Annotated in this window: 21 protein-coding genes and 1 riboswitch; of the genes, 8 read left to right on the top strand and 13 right to left on the bottom strand. The window is 56.0% G+C overall.

Annotated elements, in window-relative coordinates; all coding sequences use genetic code 11:
* The first annotated feature begins 228 nt into the window (after nt 1-228).
* The gene (locus tag HHI26_RS15655) at nt 229-2175 is read left to right on the top strand and encodes a methyl-accepting chemotaxis protein (protein WP_133841171.1); all 1947 of its coding nucleotides are present in this window, start codon (nt 229-231) and stop codon (nt 2173-2175) included.
* Between the two features lie 33 nt (nt 2176-2208).
* On the opposite strand, the gene HHI26_RS15650 is transcribed toward HHI26_RS15655, so the two are convergent.
* The 6 genes from HHI26_RS15650 to moaA all read right to left on the bottom strand — a co-directional run bounded on the left by HHI26_RS15650 (nt 2209) and on the right by moaA (nt 6053).
* Nucleotides 2209-3300 carry a DUF1615 domain-containing protein gene (locus tag HHI26_RS15650; protein WP_133841172.1) on the bottom strand — a complete coding sequence of 364 codons (1092 nt, stop codon included), beginning with the start codon at nt 3298-3300 and terminating at the stop codon, nt 2209-2211.
* A gap of 36 nt (nt 3301-3336) precedes the next feature.
* Nucleotides 3337-3789 (bottom strand): molybdopterin synthase catalytic subunit MoaE, encoded by a 453-nt coding sequence (gene moaE / locus HHI26_RS15645; RefSeq protein WP_159338070.1) that lies wholly within the window; start codon nt 3787-3789, stop codon nt 3337-3339.
* 1 nt (nt 3790) lies between these two features.
* The gene (gene moaD, locus HHI26_RS15640; RefSeq protein WP_133841174.1) at nt 3791-4036 is read right to left on the bottom strand and encodes a molybdopterin synthase sulfur carrier subunit; all 246 of its coding nucleotides are present in this window, start codon (nt 4034-4036) and stop codon (nt 3791-3793) included.
* Nucleotides 4029-4514, bottom strand: a complete 486-nt coding sequence (gene moaC / locus HHI26_RS15635; protein ID WP_133841175.1) for a cyclic pyranopterin monophosphate synthase MoaC — start codon at nt 4512-4514, stop codon at nt 4029-4031. The genes moaD and moaC overlap by 8 nt, the downstream gene beginning before the upstream one ends.
* Nucleotides 4515-5030, bottom strand: coding sequence for a molybdenum cofactor biosynthesis protein B (gene moaB / locus HHI26_RS15630; RefSeq protein WP_167864904.1), 516 nt, complete (start codon nt 5028-5030; stop codon nt 4515-4517).
* A gap of 36 nt (nt 5031-5066) precedes the next feature.
* Nucleotides 5067-6053: a GTP 3',8-cyclase MoaA gene (gene moaA, locus HHI26_RS15625; RefSeq protein WP_159338067.1), complete on the bottom strand. Its 987-nt coding sequence runs from the start codon at nt 6051-6053 to the stop codon at nt 5067-5069.
* Nucleotides 6044-6179: riboswitch (molybdenum cofactor riboswitch) on the bottom strand. Its footprint overlaps the gene before it by 10 nt.
* 165 nt (nt 6180-6344) lie before the next feature.
* Between moaA and yvcK the strand changes: the two genes are divergently transcribed.
* Nucleotides 6345-7253, top strand: coding sequence for a uridine diphosphate-N-acetylglucosamine-binding protein YvcK (gene yvcK, locus HHI26_RS15620; protein ID WP_133841178.1), 909 nt, complete (start codon nt 6345-6347; stop codon nt 7251-7253).
* Between the two features lie 639 nt (nt 7254-7892).
* Here the strand turns inward: yvcK and uvrB are convergent.
* Nucleotides 7893-9917, bottom strand: coding sequence for an excinuclease ABC subunit UvrB (uvrB, locus tag HHI26_RS15615; RefSeq protein ID WP_133841179.1), 2025 nt, complete (start codon nt 9915-9917; stop codon nt 7893-7895).
* Nucleotides 9918-10831: 914 nt separating this feature from the next.
* Here uvrB and HHI26_RS15610 point away from each other — a divergent pair.
* Entirely contained in the window at nt 10832-11548 is a 717-nt protein-coding gene (locus HHI26_RS15610; RefSeq protein ID WP_133841180.1) for an ATP-binding cassette domain-containing protein, read from the top strand.
* 84 nt (nt 11549-11632) lie between these two features.
* Here HHI26_RS15610 and bioD read toward each other — a convergent pair whose 3' ends face one another.
* Genes bioD through bioB form a run of 4 tightly spaced genes read right to left on the bottom strand, consistent with a single transcriptional unit; the run spans nt 11633 to nt 15218 of the window.
* Entirely contained in the window at nt 11633-12301 is a 669-nt protein-coding gene (gene bioD / locus HHI26_RS15605) for a dethiobiotin synthase (protein WP_167864148.1), read from the bottom strand.
* The gene (gene bioC / locus HHI26_RS15600; RefSeq protein ID WP_133841182.1) at nt 12294-13052 is read right to left on the bottom strand and encodes a malonyl-ACP O-methyltransferase BioC; all 759 of its coding nucleotides are present in this window, start codon (nt 13050-13052) and stop codon (nt 12294-12296) included. Before bioC ends, bioD begins: the two co-directional genes overlap by 8 nt.
* Complete coding sequence (gene bioF / locus HHI26_RS15595; protein ID WP_133841183.1) at nt 13036-14187, bottom strand: 8-amino-7-oxononanoate synthase; 1152 nt, start codon at nt 14185-14187, stop codon at nt 13036-13038. The genes bioC and bioF overlap by 17 nt, the downstream gene beginning before the upstream one ends.
* Nucleotides 14187-15218, bottom strand: coding sequence for a biotin synthase BioB (bioB, locus tag HHI26_RS15590; protein WP_171149348.1), 1032 nt, complete (start codon nt 15216-15218; stop codon nt 14187-14189). The genes bioF and bioB overlap by 1 nt, the downstream gene beginning before the upstream one ends.
* Before the next feature lie 89 nt (nt 15219-15307).
* On the opposite strand from bioB, the gene bioA reads away from it, so the two are divergent.
* The 4 genes from bioA to HHI26_RS15570 all read left to right on the top strand — a co-directional run bounded on the left by bioA (nt 15308) and on the right by HHI26_RS15570 (nt 18897).
* On the top strand, nt 15308-16594 hold the full coding sequence (gene bioA, locus HHI26_RS15585) for an adenosylmethionine--8-amino-7-oxononanoate transaminase (protein WP_133841185.1): 1287 nt from the start codon (nt 15308-15310) through the stop codon (nt 16592-16594).
* A 90-nt stretch (nt 16595-16684) separates the two neighbouring features.
* Entirely contained in the window at nt 16685-17731 is a 1047-nt protein-coding gene (locus HHI26_RS15580) for an NADP-dependent oxidoreductase (protein ID WP_133841186.1), read from the top strand.
* Nucleotides 17728-18408 (top strand): type 1 glutamine amidotransferase domain-containing protein, encoded by a 681-nt coding sequence (locus tag HHI26_RS15575; protein ID WP_171149347.1) that lies wholly within the window; start codon nt 17728-17730, stop codon nt 18406-18408. The genes HHI26_RS15580 and HHI26_RS15575 overlap by 4 nt, the downstream gene beginning before the upstream one ends.
* Before the next feature lie 12 nt (nt 18409-18420).
* Nucleotides 18421-18897 carry a kinase inhibitor gene (locus tag HHI26_RS15570; protein WP_171149346.1) on the top strand — a complete coding sequence of 159 codons (477 nt, stop codon included), beginning with the start codon at nt 18421-18423 and terminating at the stop codon, nt 18895-18897.
* Between the two features lie 57 nt (nt 18898-18954).
* Here the strand turns inward: HHI26_RS15570 and ampC are convergent, their stop codons facing one another.
* Nucleotides 18955-20094, bottom strand: a complete 1140-nt coding sequence (gene ampC / locus HHI26_RS15565) for a class C beta-lactamase (RefSeq protein WP_277934042.1) — start codon at nt 20092-20094, stop codon at nt 18955-18957.
* Between the two features lie 110 nt (nt 20095-20204).
* Between ampC and ampR the strand changes: the two genes are divergently transcribed.
* Nucleotides 20205-21083 (top strand): LysR family transcriptional regulator AmpR, encoded by an 879-nt coding sequence (ampR, locus tag HHI26_RS15560; RefSeq protein ID WP_133841189.1) that lies wholly within the window; start codon nt 20205-20207, stop codon nt 21081-21083.
* 61 nt (nt 21084-21144) lie between these two features.
* Here the strand turns inward: ampR and HHI26_RS15555 are convergent, their stop codons facing one another.
* On the bottom strand, nt 21145-21588 hold the full coding sequence (locus HHI26_RS15555; RefSeq protein ID WP_346775692.1) for a DUF943 family protein: 444 nt from the start codon (nt 21586-21588) through the stop codon (nt 21145-21147).
* Nucleotides 21589-21689 lie beyond the last annotated feature (101 nt).

Raw genomic sequence — 21689 nt, 5'->3', positions numbered from 1 at the left:
GAATGAAATTACGGTTAGATCCGCTATTAGCTTGGCACAAACTCCACCCGCTCCGCCACCCTGCAACCGTGCTCTTTTTGCCAGATTGATTACCTGTTGAAGTTATTACGGAGTGAGACAATAAGCGGATAAAGATTGTGCAGCTTCTGCCGATAGATCGCTTACAGGGAATTTTAGTTACAAGAAGACACATAGCGATCACATTATTGCCACATCGGGGGAAGTCAGATGCAGAGTCAGTCGGTTCCAAAAAAGAAAATGAGTACCCGTACACTGATGCTGCTGACCGGGGTGCTGACTATCACCCTCGGTTTCAGCGTGACGATTGGACTGCTCAGTTGGCAGTCCAGCCAACAGCAAAGGAAACTGGCAGAAGAATATCTCGGTCAGATCGCCCAGAGCCAGGCACTGGCCGTACAGAATGAGCTGGATTATGCCCGTACTGTCGCCACATCGATGGGACAGAGCCTGGTCGCTCTGCGTGCCTCTGGCATCAGCGATCGTGCTATTGCAGAACAGCAGATGATCTACTCCCTGAAACTTAACCCAAGCTATCTGTCGATGTCGGTCGTGTTCGAACCTGATGCCTTTGATGGCCGCGATGCCGAGTTCGCCAGCCAGCCAGGATCGCCGCCCGCCGGGCGTTTTGCCCGTTTTGTTGACCGTGACCAGGCAGGAAACTATAAAGCGCACTTTATGGGATCGTTCCTGACACCAGGCCAGGGTGACTACTACCTGGTGCCGCGCAAACTTGAGCGCGACACCCTGACCGAACCCTATAGCTACGCTTATAACGGCATCCCTACCCTGCTGACGTCGGTTTCTGCGGTCATTGTCGATGACGGTAAATTGAAAGCGGTCACCACCTCTGATATCTCCCTCGCCTCGCTGCAAGAGCGTGTCAGTAAAATCAAACCTTGGGAAGGCAGCGGCTATGCCATGCTGATTTCCACCGCCGGTAAAGTGGTTTCCAGTCCGAATAAAGCGGATGCCGGTAAGCAGTACAAAGGCGAAACTGACGGCTTCACCACCAAAATGGTCGAACGCTTTGATCCGGTACTGGGCGAAGAGGTGCTGCAAACCTGGCGTCCGGTGACCGTCGGTAACAGCAAAGCTTCATGGTATCTCAGCGTTGTCGCTCCGGTTGATTTGGTGATGGCCGCCGCTAACCGCCAGTTAATGTACGCAGTGGCAATGATGCTGATCAGTATCATCGTGGTGTGCGGCGTGCTGGGCGTGATCTTCAGCCGTAAAGTGGCAACGCCTATTGGTGGCGAACCGCGTCAGGCGGCAGATATCGCCATGGCCGTGTCGGAAGGCGATCTCAGCGCCAATATTCCGGTGAAAAAGAACGATCAGCAGAGTATTTTCTTCGCCATGCAGACCATGCAGCATCAGTTGCGCAATATGGTCGGTGAGATTATTTCGGCCAGTGATTCCGTGCGCCAGGGTGCAGAAGAGATTGCCAGCGGCAACCTTGACCTCGCTTCCCGTACCGAGCAGCAGGCGGCAGCGCTGGAAGAGACAGCAGCCAGCATGGAGCAGTTAACAGCGACGGTAAAACATAACGCCGATAACGCGCATCAGGCCACGGCACTGACCGAAAATGCCACGGATATTGCCCAACGCGGTGAGCATCTGGTGTCGCAGGTGGTGAAGATCATGCAACAGATCGATGAAAGTTCACAGAAAATCGGTGCTATCACCAGCATTATCAACAGTATCGCTTTCCAGACCAACATCCTGGCGCTGAACGCGGCGGTTGAAGCTGCACGAGCCGGGGAACAGGGGCGTGGTTTTGCCGTTGTGGCGGCAGAGGTGCGCAATCTGGCGCAGCGCAGTGCCAACGCAGTGAAAGACATTTCTGCCCTGATCAGCGAATCGACTCAACGTGTTGATCAGGGGGTGACGCTGGTGCAGAGCGCCGGAAAAACCATGCAGGAGATGACCCAGGCGGTGAACTCGGTGAAAACCATTATCGGGGAAATTGTGCATGCCTCGGATGAGCAATCACAGGGTATTGGTCAGGTAACGGTCGCCGTGAACCAGATGGATGGCGCAACGCAGCAAAACTCCGCGCTGGTTCAGGAGATGTCCGCGGCTGCGGCTTCGCTGGAAGATCAGGCGAAGACGCTGGCGCAGACGGTGCAGATTTTCAAACTGCAATCAGTGTAAGACAGCGGTAGGGGACGGGCATGCCCGTCCCTGTTAATGACGACCGATACAGCTCTGATATCGGCTGTTCACCCGCTGGGCAAACCACGCGGTGGTGAGATTACGGGTAATCTTCGGACTCTCCAGCTTGATCCCCGGTAACACTTCGCGCGGCAGCTTTTTCCCGGCATCTTTCTCAGCCAGAGCAAATACCGACTTCCACAGATCGGTTTTCTCGAAATCGATGCTGTCGCCTTTCTCCAGTGCACGGCGAATCGCCCGGTCACTGTAATCCAGCCGCTTACCCAGAGTACGTACCGCCTTCTCGGTCGATCCTGCACTGTCGGAACCGTAGTTGATCAGGTCACCATCCAGCGCCAGCTTAATGCCACTTAACCGCGACACTGCCGCCTGGAATGCCGCATTACGGCTGGCGTACCAGCCTGCATTAAAGTCGGCAAAGCGATACAGCGGCGACGGATAATTAGCCGGATAGCCAAGCAGGTGCCGGGTGCCAAACCACATGCCTCCCCGGCGGGAAAAGACTTCGCGGCGAACAGAACTGTCCACCTGATACGGATACCCTTTAGCATTGGCTTCCGCGAAGGCAATACTGACCTGCATCGGCCCGCCCGTGTGGATTGGATTCAGGTTGCCAAACAGCTTCTGTCCCATTGGCACCATATCGATAAAATCATCAAATACCGCGCTCAGCTCTTTCTCACTTTTGACGTGATCCAGACGCCAGGCATAACTTTTGCCGGTCGGTGAGTTGATCATCAGTGCGGTGCGCACCAGGAAGGACGGAATATGCATTTGCCCGGCACGGCGATCTATCTCCGCCCAGGCAATTTTTGGCAGACCCGGCACGGTGGCATCGGCGCTGAAGTTAGATTCCTGTCCGGTCACCGCAATGACGGCGCAGATATTGCTGACGTCGGGCACGATATTCTGGCTGTTAAATGCCACGAAAATATCCTGCGTCCATCCCTGACGATCGCTGACGCCCGCAGGTAACAGACGGGCAATATCGGCTTTTACATCGGTCGGGCGCGGCTGAGATGCTGTGTCCGACGGCTGATGGCTACAACCCGCCAGCACCAGCAGGGCCAGCGGCAAAAGATGATGCAGTTCAATCCGGCGCATGAAAATCCTCAAGGCAGAGTCAAAATGATAAATACGCTATTTCCAGCGGTCTGCGGCTTGATGGTCGCTGTCACGCGCGGCAACCCAGCGGTCACCTTCAGCGGTGGCTTCCTGTTTCCAGAACGGGGCACGGGTCTTTAGCTGATCCATGATAAATTCTGCGGCGGCAAACGCCGCTCCCCGATGCGCACCGCTAACCCCCACCAGCACGATTTCATCGCCAGGGAACAGCTCGCCAATACGATGGATCACCGTCACACGCTGCATCGGCCAGCGGGCGCGCGCCTCTTCGACAATCTCTGCCAGCGCTTTTTCGGTCATACCGGGATAGTGTTCCAGCCTCAGCGCGCTGACATTATCCCCCAGATTGTGGTTGCGCACCTTGCCCGTGAACGTCACCACGGCACCGTCAAGATCGGATGCCGCCAGCCACTGGTACTCATCACTCATGCTGAAGGGCGCACTGCCCACGCGAATGCGGGTATCCATTTCAGCCCCCGGTGACCGGCGGGAAGAAGGCAACTTCATCCCCGGCACGAACAGGATGCTGCATTGACACCAGCGTCTGATTAACCGCGGCCAGTAGCTTGCCGGATTCCAGCGCCAGCGCCCAGCGCTCGCTTTGCTGCGCCAACTGACTGCGCAGGGCTTCGACATTCTGATATTCCGCGGGCAGTTCAAGGCGATCAATACCGACCAGTTCGCGCACCTGGGCGAAAAACAGCACGTTAATCATGGGCCACCGCCTGGAAATCACCGGATTTCCCGCCGCTCTTACTTAACAGGCGACACTGCTCAATGGTGATATCTTTCTGCACGGCTTTGCACATATCGTAAATCGTTAACGCAGCGACCGATGCAGCCGTCAGCGCTTCCATCTCAACCCCGGTTTTCCCCGTCAGGCGGCACATCGATTCAATGCGAACCCGGTGATGTTCAGGTTCGGCGCTTAACGACACTTCGACCTTGCTCAGCAGCAGCGGATGGCACAGCGGGATCAACTCCCAGGTCCGTTTGGCCGCCTGAATACCGGCGATGCGCGCCGTGGCGAACACATCCCCTTTGTGGTGGCTGCCATCGATAATCATTTGCAGCGTTTCAGGACGCATGACGACATAGGCTTCTGCCCGTGCTTCACGCACGGTTTCCTGTTTGGTGGACACATCCACCATATGCGCCTCTCCGGCGGCATTAATATGCGTTAACTGAGACATTTACGGCTTCTTCACATGCGAAACAAAGTGACAGGGACGGGTGCGGGCATCGAGCTGATCCTGAATGATGCGCTCCCAGGCAAGCTGGCAGGCCCCGGTTGATCCCGGTATGGCGAAAATCAGCGTGTTATTGGCTAAACCGGCCACCGCGCGCGATTGCAGGGTAGATGTGCCAATATCCTCATAGGAGATCATGCGGAACAGTTCGCCAAAGCCTTCAATCTCGCGATCGAACAGCGGCAGTAACGCCTCTGGCGTGGCGTTTTTCTCGTTAAACCCCGTGCCGCCGTTAATCAGCACCACCTGCACATTATCGCTGGCGATCCAGCGCGAGACTTCGGCACGAATACCGTAGCGGTTATCCGCCACGATACCGCTCTCCACCGTGTGGTGCCCGGCCTCTGCCAGCGCTTCGCGCAGATAGTCGCCGGAGCTGTCAGTTTCAGTCGTATGGCGATCGGAGACGGTGAGTACCGCCACGTTAAGGGGGATAAAATCCGTTGATCCTTTGCCCATATATACTCCTTAGATTAACGCCTGTATCGTCGGCTGTTAGCCGCCGATAAACGAGAGATTCTGTGTAATACCGGTATTTCCCTGATGGAGAAAATGCGTCTCTTTCTTCGTCGTCAGGCTACCGGCAATACGCGCCTGTAATTCGGCCTGCTGGCTGTCATCGGCCAGCAAATCGCGCAGTGGCACACCGCCATCGCCAAACAGGCAGAGATGAAGATTTCCCGTCGCAGAGACGCGCAGACGGTTACAGCTGGCGCAAAAGTCTTTTTCATACGGCATGATCAGGCCAATTTCACCCTGATAATCCGCATGACTGAACACCTGCGCCGGGCCGTCACTGCGGGCGCGTAGTTGCTGCACCCAGCCCTGTTGCAGTAACTGGTCGCGGATCACCTGCCCGGATACATGGTGTTTGCGGAACAGTGCACCACCGTCACCGGTTTCCATCAGTTCGATAAAACGCAGCTGAATGGGACGGGTGCGTATCCAGTCGAGGAAGGTATCGAGGCTTTGATGATTGACGTCACGCATCAGTACGGTGTTGACTTTTACCTTGCTGAATCCGGCGTCGAAGGCCGCATCAATCCCGCGCATCACGTCATCAAATTTATCCTGCCCGGTGATGGCATGAAACTGGCGCGCATCCAGGCTGTCGATACTGACATTCAGCGCGGTCAGCCCGGCAGCACGCCACTGCGCGACATCGCGCTTCAGGCGATAACCATTGGTGGTGAGGGCTATCTGACGAATGGAAGGATTTTCACGCACGGCCGCGATGATCTCGGTAAAATCACGGCGCATGGAAGGTTCACCGCCCGTCAGGCGCACTTTTTCCGTACCTGCTGCGGCGAAGGCACGTGTGACGCGGCGGATTTCATCCAGCGACAGGAAGCTTTTGTTCTGCGCGCCCTGCGGCTTGTAACCGTCGGGCAGACAGTAAGTGCAACGGAAATTGCACACGTCGGTGATCGACAGCCGCAGGTAATAAAACCTGCGCGCGAAGTTATCAGTAAATTGTGGCACCTGTGACACCTTTCCAGATAGGGAGATGCAGTCATTTCTTTCTGCACCCTGGCAACTCAACGGTTGCGGCCAGGACACCATATCCAGCAGGACACAGGTATCAGGGCTTAAGTGTGATTCACCGAACATCGGTAAACCGTGATAGCGCAAATGTTAGCGCTAATACAGCAGGGTTACCAGCCCAGTATTTCGCTATGCATTATTATATATAACGCATTTTCCCCGCATTTTAGCGGACGTTTAGCGTAAAATAAGGCTCATAACAGTTTCATCACATGACGAATGGATATTATGCGAAATCGCACGTTAGCTGACCTCGACCGCGTGGTGGCATTAGGGGGAGGACACGGTCTGGGCCGTGTGATGTCCGCCCTTTCACCTTTGGGTTCCCGCCTGACCGGCATTGTCACCACCACCGATAACGGGGGTTCCACCGGGCGTATACGCCGCTCTGAAGGCGGTATCGCCTGGGGCGATATGCGTAATTGCCTGAATCAGCTGATCGCCGAACCGAGCGTTGCTTCAGCCATGTTTGAGTACCGTTTTGCCGGTAACGGTGAGCTGGCAGGGCATAACCTCGGTAACCTGATGCTGAAAGCCCTCGATCACCTCAGCGTCAGGCCGTTTGAAGCTATCAATCTGATCCGCAATTTGCTGAAGGTGGATGCATTCCTGATCCCGATGTCCGAGCAGCCGGTTGACCTGGTGGCGCTGGATGAAGAAGGCCATCTGATATACGGCGAAACTGAAATTGATCAGATGATACAACCGCCGCAGGAGCTGATGCTCGCGCCCAAAGTCAGCGCCACGCGTGAAGCGGTGGAGGCCATAGGCGAAGCCGATTTGATCCTGATTGGTCCGGGCAGTTTTTACACCAGCCTGATGCCTGTTCTGCTGCTGCCAGAGATTGCTCAGGCCCTGCGCCGCACGCCGGCCACGATGGTGTTTATTGGTAATCTCGGGAAAGAACTCAGCCCGGCAGCCGCGAAGCTGACGGTCACCGATAAGCTGGCCATGATGGAGAAGGCGATAGGCAAACGCGTGATTGATGCGCTGGTGCTGGGGCCAAAGGTCGACAGCAGCCAACTCGACGGGCGACTGATTATTCAGGAACCGCTGGAGGCCGGAGATATTCCGTATCGCCACGATCGCCAGTTGCTACGTATGGCGCTGGAGCACGCAGTGCAGGCAATGGTGTAAAGACGGGGCGACCGGAAAAATTAATGTCTGATCATTCGGCTTCAGGTCTGAGGCCAGTTTGAGCACGCCGGATCGGCAACTGCCGCATCCATGCGGGCCTCGGCACGCGGCGTCCCTGCCGCGTGACGTCCGGCTTACCTCAAACTGGCCCCATCCCCGCAGAACGTCTGCTCGCTGTAGGTATTACAACCCCCACCATGTGACAGTCTCTGCGGATTGATTTGAATCAGGATTTTGGATCTGGGTTTTGACCTGGATTTTGACGTTGAGGCGGCATTCAGCAGCGCTGAGGAAGCGCAGTGAACCAGGACGAACCGCCAGGACGGCGGTGAGAGTGAGAGCCGGCACAGGGATGTGCCGTCACGACTGCTCCGTCGGTGAACGATGCTTGCGAAGGTATCCACGCAGTGGACGCAGCGCCTGCCGCAAAGCCCGGGCCCCCAGGGCGGCGGCGACTGGCCGCCCTGGGTCGCTCAGCCCGCGCAGCGGGAAAGCGAAACGCCCTTGACGTTGACCTGAACCATCGTGCAGGCCCGCGTCACTGGCCGACCGGAAAAGAAGGTGGCTGCAAATAATGCAGGTCTTGTTTTGTGGGGATCCCTCAGGGGTCGCCCCTACAGAATCGGGTCAGACCCTACGCTAAGATGCCGCGATAAACAGTTCGCGCACCTTGTGTAGCTGATCGCGTACCTGGGCGGCCTCTTCGAACTCCAGATTCTGTGCATGCTTTTGCATTTGAGCTTCCAACTGGTGGATGCGTTTCTGCAATCCACCCGGCGACAGATCAACATACTCAGGATCGTCTTCCACAATGCTGCGCCCTTTCATGCTGCGCACCTTCGCTTTGTTCTTCGCCAGCCCCTGGCCCAACTCCAGAATGTCCGCGATTTTCTTATTCAGGCCCTGCGGTACAATGCCGTTTTCCAGGTTGTGCTGCTCCTGCTTTTCACGACGCCGTTCCGTTTCACTGATCGCACGTGCCATAGACGGCGTGATTTTATCACCGTAGAGGATCGCCTTACCGTTAAGGTTACGCGCCGCGCGGCCAATGGTCTGGATCAGTGAGCGTTCAGAGCGCAGGAAGCCCTCTTTATCCGCATCGAGGATTGCCACCAGCGACACTTCGGGCATATCCAGCCCTTCACGCAGCAGGTTAATCCCCACCAGCACATCAAACTCACCGAGGCGCAGGTCGCGGATAATCTCCACGCGCTCCACGGTATCGATATCTGAGTGCAGGTACCGCACCCGCTCGCCGTGTTCTTCCAGATACTCGGTGAGATCCTCTGCCATACGTTTGGTCAGCACCGTGACCAGCACGCGCTCGTTTATCACCACGCGTTTACGGATCTCAGACAGCAGATCGTCGACCTGCGTCCCTACCGGGCGCACCTCAATGGTCGGGTCAAGCAAGCCGGTGGGACGCACCACCTGATCCACTACGTCCCCACCCGATTTCTCCAGCTCATAGTTGCCAGGAGTCGCGGACACATAGATGGTTTGCGGCGCCAGCGCTTCAAACTCTTCAAATTTCATCGGGCGGTTATCCAGCGCTGATGGCAGGCGGAAACCGTACTCGACCAGCGTCTCTTTACGCGCCCGGTCGCCGCGATACATCCCGCCGATTTGTGGGATCGTCACGTGGGATTCATCAATGACCAGCAGGCCATCGGCGGGCAAATAGTCAAACAGCGTAGGCGGTGCCTCACCAGGGCCACGCCCGGAAAGATAGCGGGAGTAGTTTTCAATGCCCGAGCAGTAACCCAGCTCGTTCATCATCTCCAGGTCAAACTGGGTTCGCTGGCTGATTCGCTGCTCTTCCAGCAGCTTATTGTTAGCCAGCAGCACCTGTTTACGGTCAACCAGCTCCACTTTGATCTCTTCCATCGCCTGCAGAATGCGCTCACGCGGGGTCACATAGTGGGTTTTGGGGTAGATGGTATAACGCGGCACCACCGAGTCAATCTGCCCGGTTAGCGGATCGAAAATGGATAAGCGTTCGACTTCTTCATCAAACAGCTCAATGCGCAGCGCATAGTCGTCAGACTCTGCCGGGAAGATATCGATGACTTCACCGCGCACGCGGAACGTGCCGCGCTGGAAAGCCTGGTCATTGCGGGTGTATTGCAGCTCGGCAAGACGACGCAGGATCGCGCGCTGGTCAATAACCATGCCACGTGACAGGTGCAGCATCATTTTCAGATAGAGGTCCGGGTCACCCAGGCCGTAAATTGCTGACACTGAGGCCACCACAATCACATCGCGCCGTTCGAGCAGGGCTTTGGTGGCAGAAAGACGCATCTGCTCAATGTGTTCGTTTACCGAGGCATCTTTTTCGATAAAGGTGTCAGAACTGGGGACATAGGCTTCAGGCTGGTAATAGTCGTAGTAAGAGACAAAGTACTCCACCGCGTTATCAGGGAAGAACTCTTTCATCTCGCCGTAAAGCTGTGCCGCGAGCGTCTTATTGGGTGCCAGTACCATCGTCGGTCGATTGAGATCGGCAATCACGTTGGCAATCGTAAAGGTTTTACCTGATCCGGTTACGCCCAATAACGTTTGATGCGCCAGGCCATCTTCCAGCCCCTCTTCCAGGCGGCGAATCGCTTCCGGCTGATCGCCAGAAGGTTTGAAATCGGAGTTGAGTTTAAACACTTTGCTCATAACAGGCTACCTGATGAAGAGGGACGCGAACCGGACTGTAATTCTACTCTGCCGTGACGATTTTGCCAGCAAAAAAGGCTGGATAAAATCCCAGGTATTTTTCATACTGCTTCAAAGAAACGCAAAGCCGCACTTTTGCCGCCCGGTGCGCAAACGTATGCGGAAAGTGTCTGAAAGGCTTATCCCCAGATAGTTTAGCCTTTTAACATTTGTCAATAGCCGCCCGCCAAAAGCGCTGATGGATCAACCCAGGATTTTTACCTGTATTGATTTTAAATAAACAATTGATTTAACTATAGTTTATCAATAAGCCGAGTTTCACACCAACCCGAGCCAAAGCCGCGTCCGCTCTCGCATTGCGCAGGTTTTCAGACGTTAATGCACAAGGTTATCCACAGGAATAGTGGATAACTGTTTTCAGCGCCTGACCCGTCTGATGTGTATAAATCGTCCCCACGCTCCCATCTGACCGCCAAATATTTTTTTTTGCTTTTTTTTCGTCAAGCAAAGGGGGCAGCAGCAAGGATAAACGGGCAACTTATGCACCGTTTTGAGCCACGTGCGCCTGTCGAATTATCACCTCACATTTTCGGCTCTGCTATTTTACATGGCAGTTGCACCATGACCGTTTCACCTGCGGCACTGGCCCGGTGCAGCGCGCGGTTGACCACGAGAAATTGTTTAGCGCCGCTCACCAATACCTGCCGTCAATGTTACCACTTTGTGTATTTTTGGCCTTTTTCCGAACTGGCCTGCTATTTGCAAGCTATATCAGTACCGCCTCACGCTTTCATCACACCAAAGCGAAAAGCGCAAAGCCGCGGGCATTTTTATCAATGCCGGACTGTTTGCCTGACGACAAAGAGCGTAAGCAAAACAGGTGCGATCGATAACTGTCTGAAGGAGAGTGTCAGATGCTCAGTTTACGTTCTATTAATCAATTTTATGGGCAAAACCACATTCTGTGGGACGTTGACCTGGATCTGCAACCGGGCACCTGCACCGGCATTATCGGCCAGCCGGGAATGGGTAAAACCACGCTGGTGAACTGCATTATGGGACACCTGCCCATCAACAGCGGTTCCATGATCTGGCAGGAAGATAACGGCCCGCCGCAGGATCTGTTACTGCAACCGGTAGAGAAACGCGCGTCGCTGGGCATTGGCTATGTGCCGCAAGGGCGCCAGATTTTTTCGCAGATGACCATTGAAGAGAACCTGCAAATTGCCCTGCTGGCAGGGGCAGGTATGGAGCGCCACCGCGCAATCCCGCCGATGGTTTACGATCTGTTTCCGGCGCTTTACTCTCTGCGCCATCAGCGCAGCGGCGAGCTGCCGATTGGCCAGCAACAGCAACTGGCGCTGGCACGTGCGCTGGTACTGCAACCGAAGCTGCTGATTCTGGATGAGCCGACGGAGGGGATGTCACCCTGGCTGGAAGAGGAGATGGGCAATCTGATCCATCGTCTGAATCACGACTTCGGCATGACGATTCTGTTGCTGGAGCAGCGCCTGTCGTTTATTCGCCGCGTGGCCGATTACTTCCTGCTGCTGCATCGCGGGCGCAATGTCGCCCATGGCAAAGTTGCCCAACTGGATGACAGCATGGTGAATACATGGCTGACGGTGTAATGACGACGGGTCGACCGGAAAAAAGGGGCTCCCCCTACAGGATATCGTAGGGGCGGCCCCTGTTTTCTGGTCCGCCAGTCAGCCTCAAGGTAGCGTAATAAAACGCCCTAAATCCTCTCTCCCCTGCCCGGTCAGATGCGGGATTTCACCCAGTAACGGTGCGGGTATACGTTGTTTCAGCGTAGCCAGATATTCCTGATGCCGTTGACCCGGCGGCTGAATACCGTTCGCAATCCATCCTGCCAGTGATAAACCGGCAGACTGTACCGCCAGTACGGTCAGCAGCGCATGGTTGATACATCCCAGCTTCATCCCCACCACCAGAATCACCGGCAGCTGCATCTGCTGCACCCAATCGGCAAACGTCAGGGTGTCCGACAGCGGCGTAAACCAGCCACCCGCCCCCTCCGTCAGCACCCAATCCGCCTGCTGTGCCACCGCATCAAGCCCGTCAGAAAGCTGCTGTGCAGTAATCGTCCGCTGCTCCACGGCACTGATAATATGCGGTGAGGTCGGTTCAACAAAGGCCAGCGGATTCACCACATCGTAGGGTAGCCTGACCGCGCTGTTACGTTGCAATGCCAGAGCATCTTCATTACGAATCCCTTCCGGGGTGATCTCACTGCCGGAGGCAACTGGCTTATAGCCTGCGCAGCGATAGCCCGCGGCCCGTGCCGCCTGGAGTAATGCACAGCTGGCTACGGTTTTCCCCACTTCAGTATCCGTTCCGGTTACAAACCAGCGTTTACTCACGTTCCATCACTCCTGAAACCAGTTGATAACTGAGCAGGCAACCGCGCGCATCGCGCGGCCAGACCTGCTCAAGCTGTTGCAGCTGTCCACGGCTCAGCGGCCGTTCATCGCGCCCCTGATGCAGATGAGTGGCACCGATGCCTTTTAACGAACGCAGCAGGCTAAGGACATCCGGGAAGGCCAGCGTCAGCGTATAAGGGATCAGCGTCAAAGCACTTCCCGCCGCCGCCTGTTCAATCCTGCTCAGGCTGGCAAACGCGTTAACCGGCGCCGCCCGTCCGAGCACCTGCCAGGCCTGCTGCACTTCAGCAAGTGACCCGGCGGCAAGCGTAGAGAACAGCACCTGACCGCCCGGTTTCGTCACCCGTTGCAGCTCACGCAGCGCTTGTGATAAATCGCTGCACCACTGAACGGCCAGATTGCTCCAGCAGCGATCAAAGCGGGCATCGGCAAACGGCAGCGCCTCGATATCGCCGGGCTGGTAATGGTCCGCAGCGTGGCTGTTCGCTGCCTGCTGAAGCATTTTTTCCGACAGATCCAGTGCCGTGACCTGATGCCCGGCAGCACGCCAGCGCTGGCTGAACCAGCCGGTGCCACAGCCAGCATCCAGCACCTGCAGCGTGTGACCGGGGCGTGCCAGCGCCATCAGGTGTTCACCGCACTGACGCTGAAGATCCGCATGTTGGTTATAGCAGTGTGCTGCGCGCCCGAAGGCTGCCGCTACGGCCTGCTTATCAACGGTTTGCTGCATGGAGAGCCTCCAGAAGCCGATCGATATCCTCCGTGCGATGAGCCGCACTGAGAGTAATACGCAGACGTGACGTCCCCGGCGGCACGGTGGGGGGGCGGATGGCGCTGACCCAGCAGCCGCGTTCACGCAGCCGCTGCGACAATGTCAGCGCCGCCTGTTCATCACCGACCATCAGGGGCTGGATGGCACTGTCGGAGGATGCCAGTGACCAGGGCAAACCAGCCGCCTGCTGGCGGAAGTAGTGAATGTTGGCCGACAGCTGCTCGCGCAGACCCTCGCCTTGCCGGATACAGCCGAGGGCCGCCTGCAGTGCGCAGACCTGCGCAGGCGGCATCGCGGTGCTGTAAATCAGGTGACGGGCAAACTGCAGCAGGTACTCGGCAGTGTCCTCATTGCACAGCACCGCTGCGCCGCTGACACCAAAGGCTTTGCCGAAGGTGACAATAAGCAGCTCCGGTTTCACCCCCTGCTGCCAGCAGCTGCCGCGCCCGTGCTCGCCGCAGACGCCGATACCGTGCGCATCATCCACCAGCAGCCAGCCGCCCTGTGCCAGAGAGAGCTGATGCAGTTCTGCCAGCGGGGCACGGTCGCCGTCCATACTAAAAATCCCCTCCGTCACAACCAGCGTTTCGCCGTTGGCAGGCAGAACCAGCAGCTGCGCCAGTGCCGACGACTGATTATGCGCGAAGCGCCGCAGCGTCGCCGGGCTAAGGCTGGCGGCTTCAAGCAACGAGGCATGGCACAGCTTATCGGCGAAGATCCGGTCATTTTTCGCCATCATCGCCGTGATAACGGCCTGGTTCGCCGCAAATCCTGAAATAAACAGTAATCCGCGATCGTATCCCAGCCAGTCGGCCAGCTCACTTTCCAGTGCGGCCTGAGGGGCGCGATAGCCGGTCACATGCGCCGAACCGCCTGCGCCAACGCCATAGCGTGCAGCGCCCTGCTGCCATGCGCTGATGATGCGGGCATCGTGGCTTAATCCGAGGTAATCATTCGCTGAGAAGTTCAGATAGTCCTGCCCCGCCACCCGCAGGCTGCGTGCATCCCCTTGCTGGCTAGGGTGGCGCTGGCGGTACTGCCCGCTGCTGCGCCGGGCGGTCAGTGCCTGTTCAATACGCTGTGACCAGCTCATTACAGCGCCGCGTTGTAGAACAGGTCGGTATCCGCAGTCATCAACTGGGCTGCCAGCGCCTGTTGCTGCTCGTTATCCCCGCTTTCCGTCTCCGTATGCTGCGGGTTCAGGCCCAGCTTGCGGAACAACACCCGGTCTTTGTCCTCTTCCGGGTTTGGCGTGGTCAGCAGCTTGCAGCCGTAGAAAATCGAATTGGCTCCGGCCATAAAGCACATCGCCTGGGTTTGCTCGCTCATCTGCTCACGCCCGGCAGAGAGGCGCACATGGGAACGCGGCATCATGATGCGCGCCACCGCAATGGTGCGTACAAAATCGAAGGGATCGACGTCATCGTTATCCGCCAGCGGGGTGCCTTTGACTTTGACCAGCATATTGATTGGCACGCTCTCCGGCGGGGTTGGCAGGTTGGCCAGCTGCACCAGCAGGCCAGCACGATCGCTGACTGTTTCTCCCAGCCCGACGATGCCACCGGAACAGACTTTGATCCCGGCATCGCGCACTTTGCCCAGCGTATCCAGTCGCTCCTGATAGCTACGGGTGGTGATGATGCTGCCGTAAAACTCCGGCGAGGTATCCAGGTTATGGTTATAAAAATCCAGCCCGGCATGCGCCAGTCGCTGCGCCTGCTGCTCGCTCAAGGTGCCCAGCGTCATGCAGGTCTCCATCCCCATCGCTTTTACCCCCTGCACCATCTGCTCCAGGTAAGGCATATCGCGCTCGTGCGGGTTTTTCCATGCGGCGCCCATGCAGAAGCGTCCGGATCCGGCGGCCTTGGCTTTACGCGCTGAACTGAGCACCTCCTCCACTTCCATCAGGCGTTCGGAGGTTAGCCCGGTTTTATAACGCGAGCTTTGCGGACAGTATTTACAGTCTTCGGGGCAGGCCCCGGTTTTGATCGACAGCAGCGTGCTGACCTGCACCTGACGCGGATCAAAGTACTGGCGATGGATTTGCTGCGCCTCAAACATCAGTTCGAGAAAAGGTTTATCAAACAGCGCCTGTGCCTGAGAAAGGGTCCAACGAGTTGCCATTGCTTGCTCCAAAAAAGTCTGTCATTTGTCTTCACGGCCTGGTTATACTTGTAAACTAAATTTTTTATTTTTGGTTTACAAGTGATTTTATGACCCCTGACGATCTCGCCTTTGACCGTGAGCATATCTGGCACCCTTACACCTCCATGAGCCAGCCGCTTCCCTGCTACCCGGTGGTCGCTGCCGCTGGCACCTCGCTGGAACTGGCGGATGGCCGCCAGCTGGTGGACGGCATGTCCTCGTGGTGGGCGGCGATCCACGGCTACAACCATCCGCGCCTTAACCAGGCGTTACAGACGCAGATGGCGCAGATGTCCCATGTGATGTTCGGCGGCGTCACGCATCCGGCGGCGGTTGCGCTGTGCCGTCGTCTGGTGGCGATGACGCCACAGAATCTGACGTGCGTATTCCTGGCAGACTCGGGGTCCGTCGCCGTTGAAGTGTCGATGAAAATGGCCTTGCAGTACTGGCAGGCGAAGGGAGAAAAACGCCAGCGTTTCCTCACCCTGCGTAACGGCTATCATGGCGATACCTTTGCGGCGATGTCGGTGTGCGACCCGCAAAACTCGATGCACAGCCTGTATCAGGGCTATCTGCCGGAACATCTTTTTGCACCTGCGCCGCCGCGTTTCGATCAACCGTGGCAGGCACAAGATGCCAATGAGCTGGAATCGTTGATTGTTGAGCATCATCGCCAGCTGGCGGCGGTGATCCTCGAACCTATCGTGCAGGGTGCAGGCGGCATGCGCTTTTATCATCCGCGCTATCTGCAACGGGTGCGTGAGCTGTGTGACCGCTATCAGCTGTTGCTGATCGCCGATGAGATCGCGACCGGATTTGGCCGTACCGGCAAATTGTTCGCCTGTGAACATGCGGCCATCAGCCCGGACATTCTCTGCGTGGGGAAAGCGCTGACCGGCGGCACCATGACGCTCTCAGCAGCCCTGACGACACGCCAGGTGGCAGACACCATCAGCAACGGCGCCGCCGGTTGCTTTATGCACGGTCCAACGTTTATGGGCAATCCGCTGGCCTGCGCCGTGGCATCAGAGAGCCTGGCAATATTGCAGGAGAACCACTGGCAGGCGCAGGTGGCAAACATTGAGCGACAGCTACGCACGGCACTGTTGCCCTTGAGCACACAGCCGGAAGTGGCCGATGTGCGGGTGCTGGGGGCGATTGGCGTGGTGGAGACGCACAGAAGCGTCAATATGGCGGCGATGCAGCAGTTCTTTGTTGAACAGGGTGTGTGGATCCGCCCGTTCGGGCGATTGATTTATCTGATGCCGCCTTACGTGATCACTTCACAGGCGCTGACACAGCTTACGGACGCCGTCAGTGCCGCTATAGCACATCCTGCCCTGTTTAATTGTTAACAATGGAGGCAGTCTCCAGGCAGCCGTCAGCGTGATGCGCTACGCTTTTATCAGGTTTTGCGCGGCCTGCTGCCGCAAACAGGAGATAACATGCCACAAGATAAACAGACCAACCGTCGGCTGCTGCTGGCCTCTCGTCCGCACGGCGCACCGACTACGGCGAATTTCCGCCTCGAGGCACAGCACGTTCCTGAACCCGCTGCCGGACAGGTGCTGTTGCGCACTGTCTGGCTGTCGCTCGACCCTTATATGCGTGGACGCATGAGCGATGCCCCTTCCTATGTGCCACCCGTCGCCCTTAATGAGGTGATGTGTGGCGGAACCGTATCGATTGTTGAGCGCTCTGAGCACGCAGATTTTGCCGCCGGGGACTGGGTGCTGAGTTACAGCGGCTGGCAGGATTTCGCGATCTCCAGCGGAGAAGAGCTGGTGAAACTCAGCGGCCCGGTGCTGAAGCATCCATCCTGGGCGCTGGGAATGCTCGGGATGCCGGGCTTTACCGCCTATATGGGACTGCTGGATATCGGTAATCCCCAGGCGGGAGAAACCGTGGTGGTCGCCGCCGCGACAGGTGCCGTTGGCTCCCTCGTTGGCCAGATTGCCAAACTGAAAGGCTGCCATGTGGTGGGCATTGCAGGCGGTGCGGAGAAATGCCGCTACGCCGAAGACGTGCTGGGCTTTGATCGCTGCCTCGATCACCGTGATGACAACCTGGCCGAACAGCTGAGCCGTCATTGCGCCGATGGCATTGACGTCTATTTCGAAAGCGTTGGTGGCAAGGTGTTTAATGCCGTGCTCCCGCTGATGAACACCAAAGGACGCATTCCGGTCTGTGGCCTGATTGCCGACTATAACAGCACCGGGCAGCACGCCGGATCGGACCGCCTGCCGCTGCTGCAAAGCGCCATCCTGAAAAAACGCCTGCGCGTTGAGGGCTTTATCATTACTCAGGATTATGGCCACCGCTTTGATGAGTTCTTCCGCCAGATGAGCCAGTGGGTGGCTGAAGAGCGCCTGGTATTCCGTGAAGATATTATCGACGGGCTGGATAATGCGCCGGAGGCGTTTATCGGTATGCTGGAAGGGAAAAACTTCGGCAAGTTGGTGGTGCGTGTGGCAGGAGATAAACCCTCATGAAGTTATTAATGGTATTAACCTCGCACGATAAACTGGGCGATACCGGCCATAAAACCGGTTTCTGGCTGGAAGAGTTTGTTGCGCCTTATTATGTTTTCCGTGATGCCGGGATCACCGTAGAGCTGGCTTCTCCGCTGGGCGGACAACCCCCGCTCGATCCGGTCAGCGACGAGCCGGATGCACAAACCCGCGACACCGAACGTTTCCGCAGTGACGTGGAGGCACAGCAGGCGCTGGCCCATACGCAACGTCTGGATGCTATCGATGCCAGCCAGTTTGATGCGGTATTCTATCCTGGCGGGCACGGCCCGCTGTGGGATCTGGCCGAGAATGCCGACAGTATTCAGCTGATCGAAACGCTGTTTGCTAATGGCAAACCGGTGGGTACCGTCTGTCATGCGCCGGGCGTACTGCGTCATACCAAAAAACCCGATGGCACGCCCATTGTTGCCGGGAAAAGGGTGACCGGGTTTACCAACAGCGAAGAAGCCGCCGTTGGCCTGACGAATGTGGTACCTTTTCTGGTCGAGGACGAGCTGAAGAAGCTTGGCGGTCAGTTTGAACACACTGATAACTGGGGTGTTTATGTGCTGACCGATGGCCACCTGGTCACCGGACAAAATCCGGCCTCTTCCGCAGCGGCGGCCGAAGAGCTGCTGAAGCTACTACACCAATAAATGGGAGATGACATGAAATTAAGCAGCCAGAATTTTAACGACGGAGATAAGTTGCCGGAACGCCAGGTGCTGAATGCCATGGGTTACCAGGGTGATAATCTGTCGCCACATCTGGCCTGGGACGATGTTCCCGCTGGGACAAAAAGTTTTGTGGTGACCTGTTACGATCCTGATGCTCCTACCGGTTCTGGCTGGTGGCACTGGGTGGTAGCAAATCTGCCCGCCGAGACGCGCGAACTTCCCGAAGGCGCAGGTTCCGGCAAAGTGGATCTGCCAACGAGCTCAGTGCAGACGCGCACGGATTTCGGCAGCGCGGGCTACGGCGGCGCGGCCCCCCCAAAAGGCGAATCCCACCGCTATATCTTCACCGTGCATGCCATTGACGTTGAAGCGCTGGAAGTGGATGAGAACGCCAGCGGCGCCTTGGTAGGCTTTAACGTGCATTTCCATTCGCTCGGTAGCGCATCCATAACGGCGATGTATTCATAATTTTCCGGGTGAGAGGCGGGGGCGTTTCCCTTCCGGCGCAATGCCCCCGCCTCACTATTACTCTAAAGCCTTGACTATTTGCATGGCGACTTTCACCCGCAAGGTGTTGGGATAGTTTTTATTCGCCAGCATGACAATACCGATCTGTTTTTGCGGGATAAAGGCCACATAGGCTCCAAAGCCCCCCGTAGCACCCGTTTTGTGTACCCATGATGCCTTCACCCGTGGATGCGATTGCGCATCCCGCACCTGCTGGGGCCCCAGAGCCACCGGACTATCAGCGCCTCTGATGGCCAGCGTTGACTGTTCTGGCCAGTCAAGCATCTCCCAGCCAAGCCCCTGATATAACGCATCAGTGCGATAATAACGCGTCTGGGCAAGTACCAACCCCTGCTGCAATGTCTTATCCCCGACCTGTTGAGGATTCATATTGGCCTGCATCCAACGCAACATATCTTTTATGGACGACTTCACACCGTAGGATTCGGCATCCAGCATGCCAGGCGATACGCGGACGGGTTTCCCATCGCGATAACCCCACGCATAAGCATTTTCGCTGGCTTCTGGCACGGTAATAAATGTGTGTGTGAGTTTTAGTGGCGTCAATACACGCTGCTGCATCACCTGTTCAAAGGAGAGTCCCGTTGGCTTTACTGCCAGCATGCCAAAAAGTCCGATACTGCTATTCGCATACTGCCGCGTCTTTCCCGGAGCCCACTGAGGTTGCCACTGTTGATAGAAGTTTTTCAGCCCGTCTTCATCCGTAACGGCATCCGGAACCTGGAGGGGCAAGCCACCTGCCGTATACGTTGCCAGTTGCAGTAGCGTAATGTTGCGCCACTGTGGAAGATTAAGTGCCGGCCAGTATTGACTGGCACGATCGTTCAGCGCGATCTCACCTTTTGCCACCGCCACGCCCCCCAGCACACCGGTGAACGTTTTACTCACCGAACCCAGTTCAAAAAGGGTGTCCTGAGTCACCGGGAGATGCTGCTCTTTATCTGCCATACCCCAGGTAAAATAGTATGGTTTGCCTTTTACCAGGACCGCCACTGCCATACCCGGAATGTTTTGCTGATCGATAAGGGGTTTAATCGCCTGGCTGACCGTTGTTTCCACATCAGGAGCCGCCACGGCACCCAATGAGTATGCCGATGCCAGCACAGCCACCATCACAGCCTGAGAACGTAATTTCACTGTTTCTAACCTTCCATATTCTTGAACAGCAGTCAGTTTGACGGGTTTGACAAACAGCAACAAACTGTTAATTTTTACACCTGATAAAAGAAAATCTTACAGGTAAATCCGTGACCCGTCCTTACATCCCCCTCAATGCGCTAAGAGCATTTGAAGCTGCTGCGCGCCATCTAAGTTTTACTAATGCAGCAGTTGAACTGAATGTAACGCATGCGGCCGTGAGCCAGCAGGTAAAGTCGCTTGAGCAGCAGTTGGGTTGCTCGTTATTTATCCGTGTTGCTCGCGGTCTGATGCTGACCACGGAAGGCGAGAATTTGTTACCGGTCTTAAACGAATCTTTTGATCGTATTGCCAATACGCTGGACCGTTTCTCTGCGGGTAAGATGCGCGAAAAATTAAAAGTGGGGGTGGTTGGCTCCTTTGCTACTGGTTTGCTGTTGCCGCGCCTGGAGGATTTCAACCACCGTCATCCGCATATTGAGCTGCAACTGTCCACACACAATAATCGGGTTGACCCCGCAGCCGAAGGTCACGATTACACCATCCGCTTCGGCAGCGGTGCCTGGCACGGCACCGAGGCGACGTTAATTTGTGATGCCCCGTTTTCACCGCTCTGTCATCCCACGATAGCCCGTCAGTTACAGCAACCGGCGGACGTGCATAAATTTACGCTGTTGCGGTCATTTCGTCGTGACGAGTGGAGCCACTGGTTGCACAGTCTTAACGAACTCCCACCTTCTCCCTCACATCCGGTGATGATTTTCGACTCTTCGCTGACGATGATCGAGGCTGCCTTGTTGGGAGCGGGCATTGCGCTGGCACCAGTTAAGATTTTTCATCACCTGCTACAAACGGAGAAAATTGTTCGCCCTTTTGACGCTGAAATCCACCTTGGAAGCTATTGGCTGACACGGTTACAGTCCCAGCCAGAAAGTGAGGCAATGACGATGTTTTCCGACTGGCTTAACAGGCAGTTTAAAGAGAGTTAATGAAGAGTAAGCGGACCTGCCAGATGATCACCCGCAGAATCAATGCTCCTGGCCAATATGATTACTCCTGGCGCTTTCTTTTTACGATGAGTCCATTATCCTGAAGGAAGTAAACCCCGCCACTTACGGTAAAATCTGTTACATTGTATTTATTTCGACCAACCGTAATCAGTTTGTTTTTATCAATACAGTTTTTCGGTGGGTGCATATCTTCAAAACATAATCGGTCATACTTACCCTCTTCTTTATACCCTTTATCGAAATCCCAGAATACAACATGATATCCGCCATCCTCATCAGGTTTAGGGATATTATACTTCTCTTTTAATACCTCTTTATTTTTCAACCACCAGTCCATTTTTCCCGTATCAGTAAGAGGATAGTCTTTAACTAAAACATCACTGTAACTACCGCTCTGATGAATGGCAATGATTTTCACTGGCCGAGACCATAACCATAATAAATAGCCACCAATAGCCATGATCACCAGCATTATGGCCTTTATTTTTTTTTGCTATTTAACATTACGCTCACCTGTAATCTCAATGGTAGCTTCCATATTCGTCATAAACGGTTTAAAAGCAAACTTACTGTCTACTATCACTC

Origin of the sequence: Erwinia sp. JH02, from assembly GCF_013074405.1 — a bacterium.
Taxonomy (GTDB): domain Bacteria; phylum Pseudomonadota; class Gammaproteobacteria; order Enterobacterales; family Enterobacteriaceae; genus Erwinia; species Erwinia rhapontici.
Note: the sequence above shows the minus strand (reverse complement) of the source record. Positions and strands in the feature narration are given on the sequence as shown.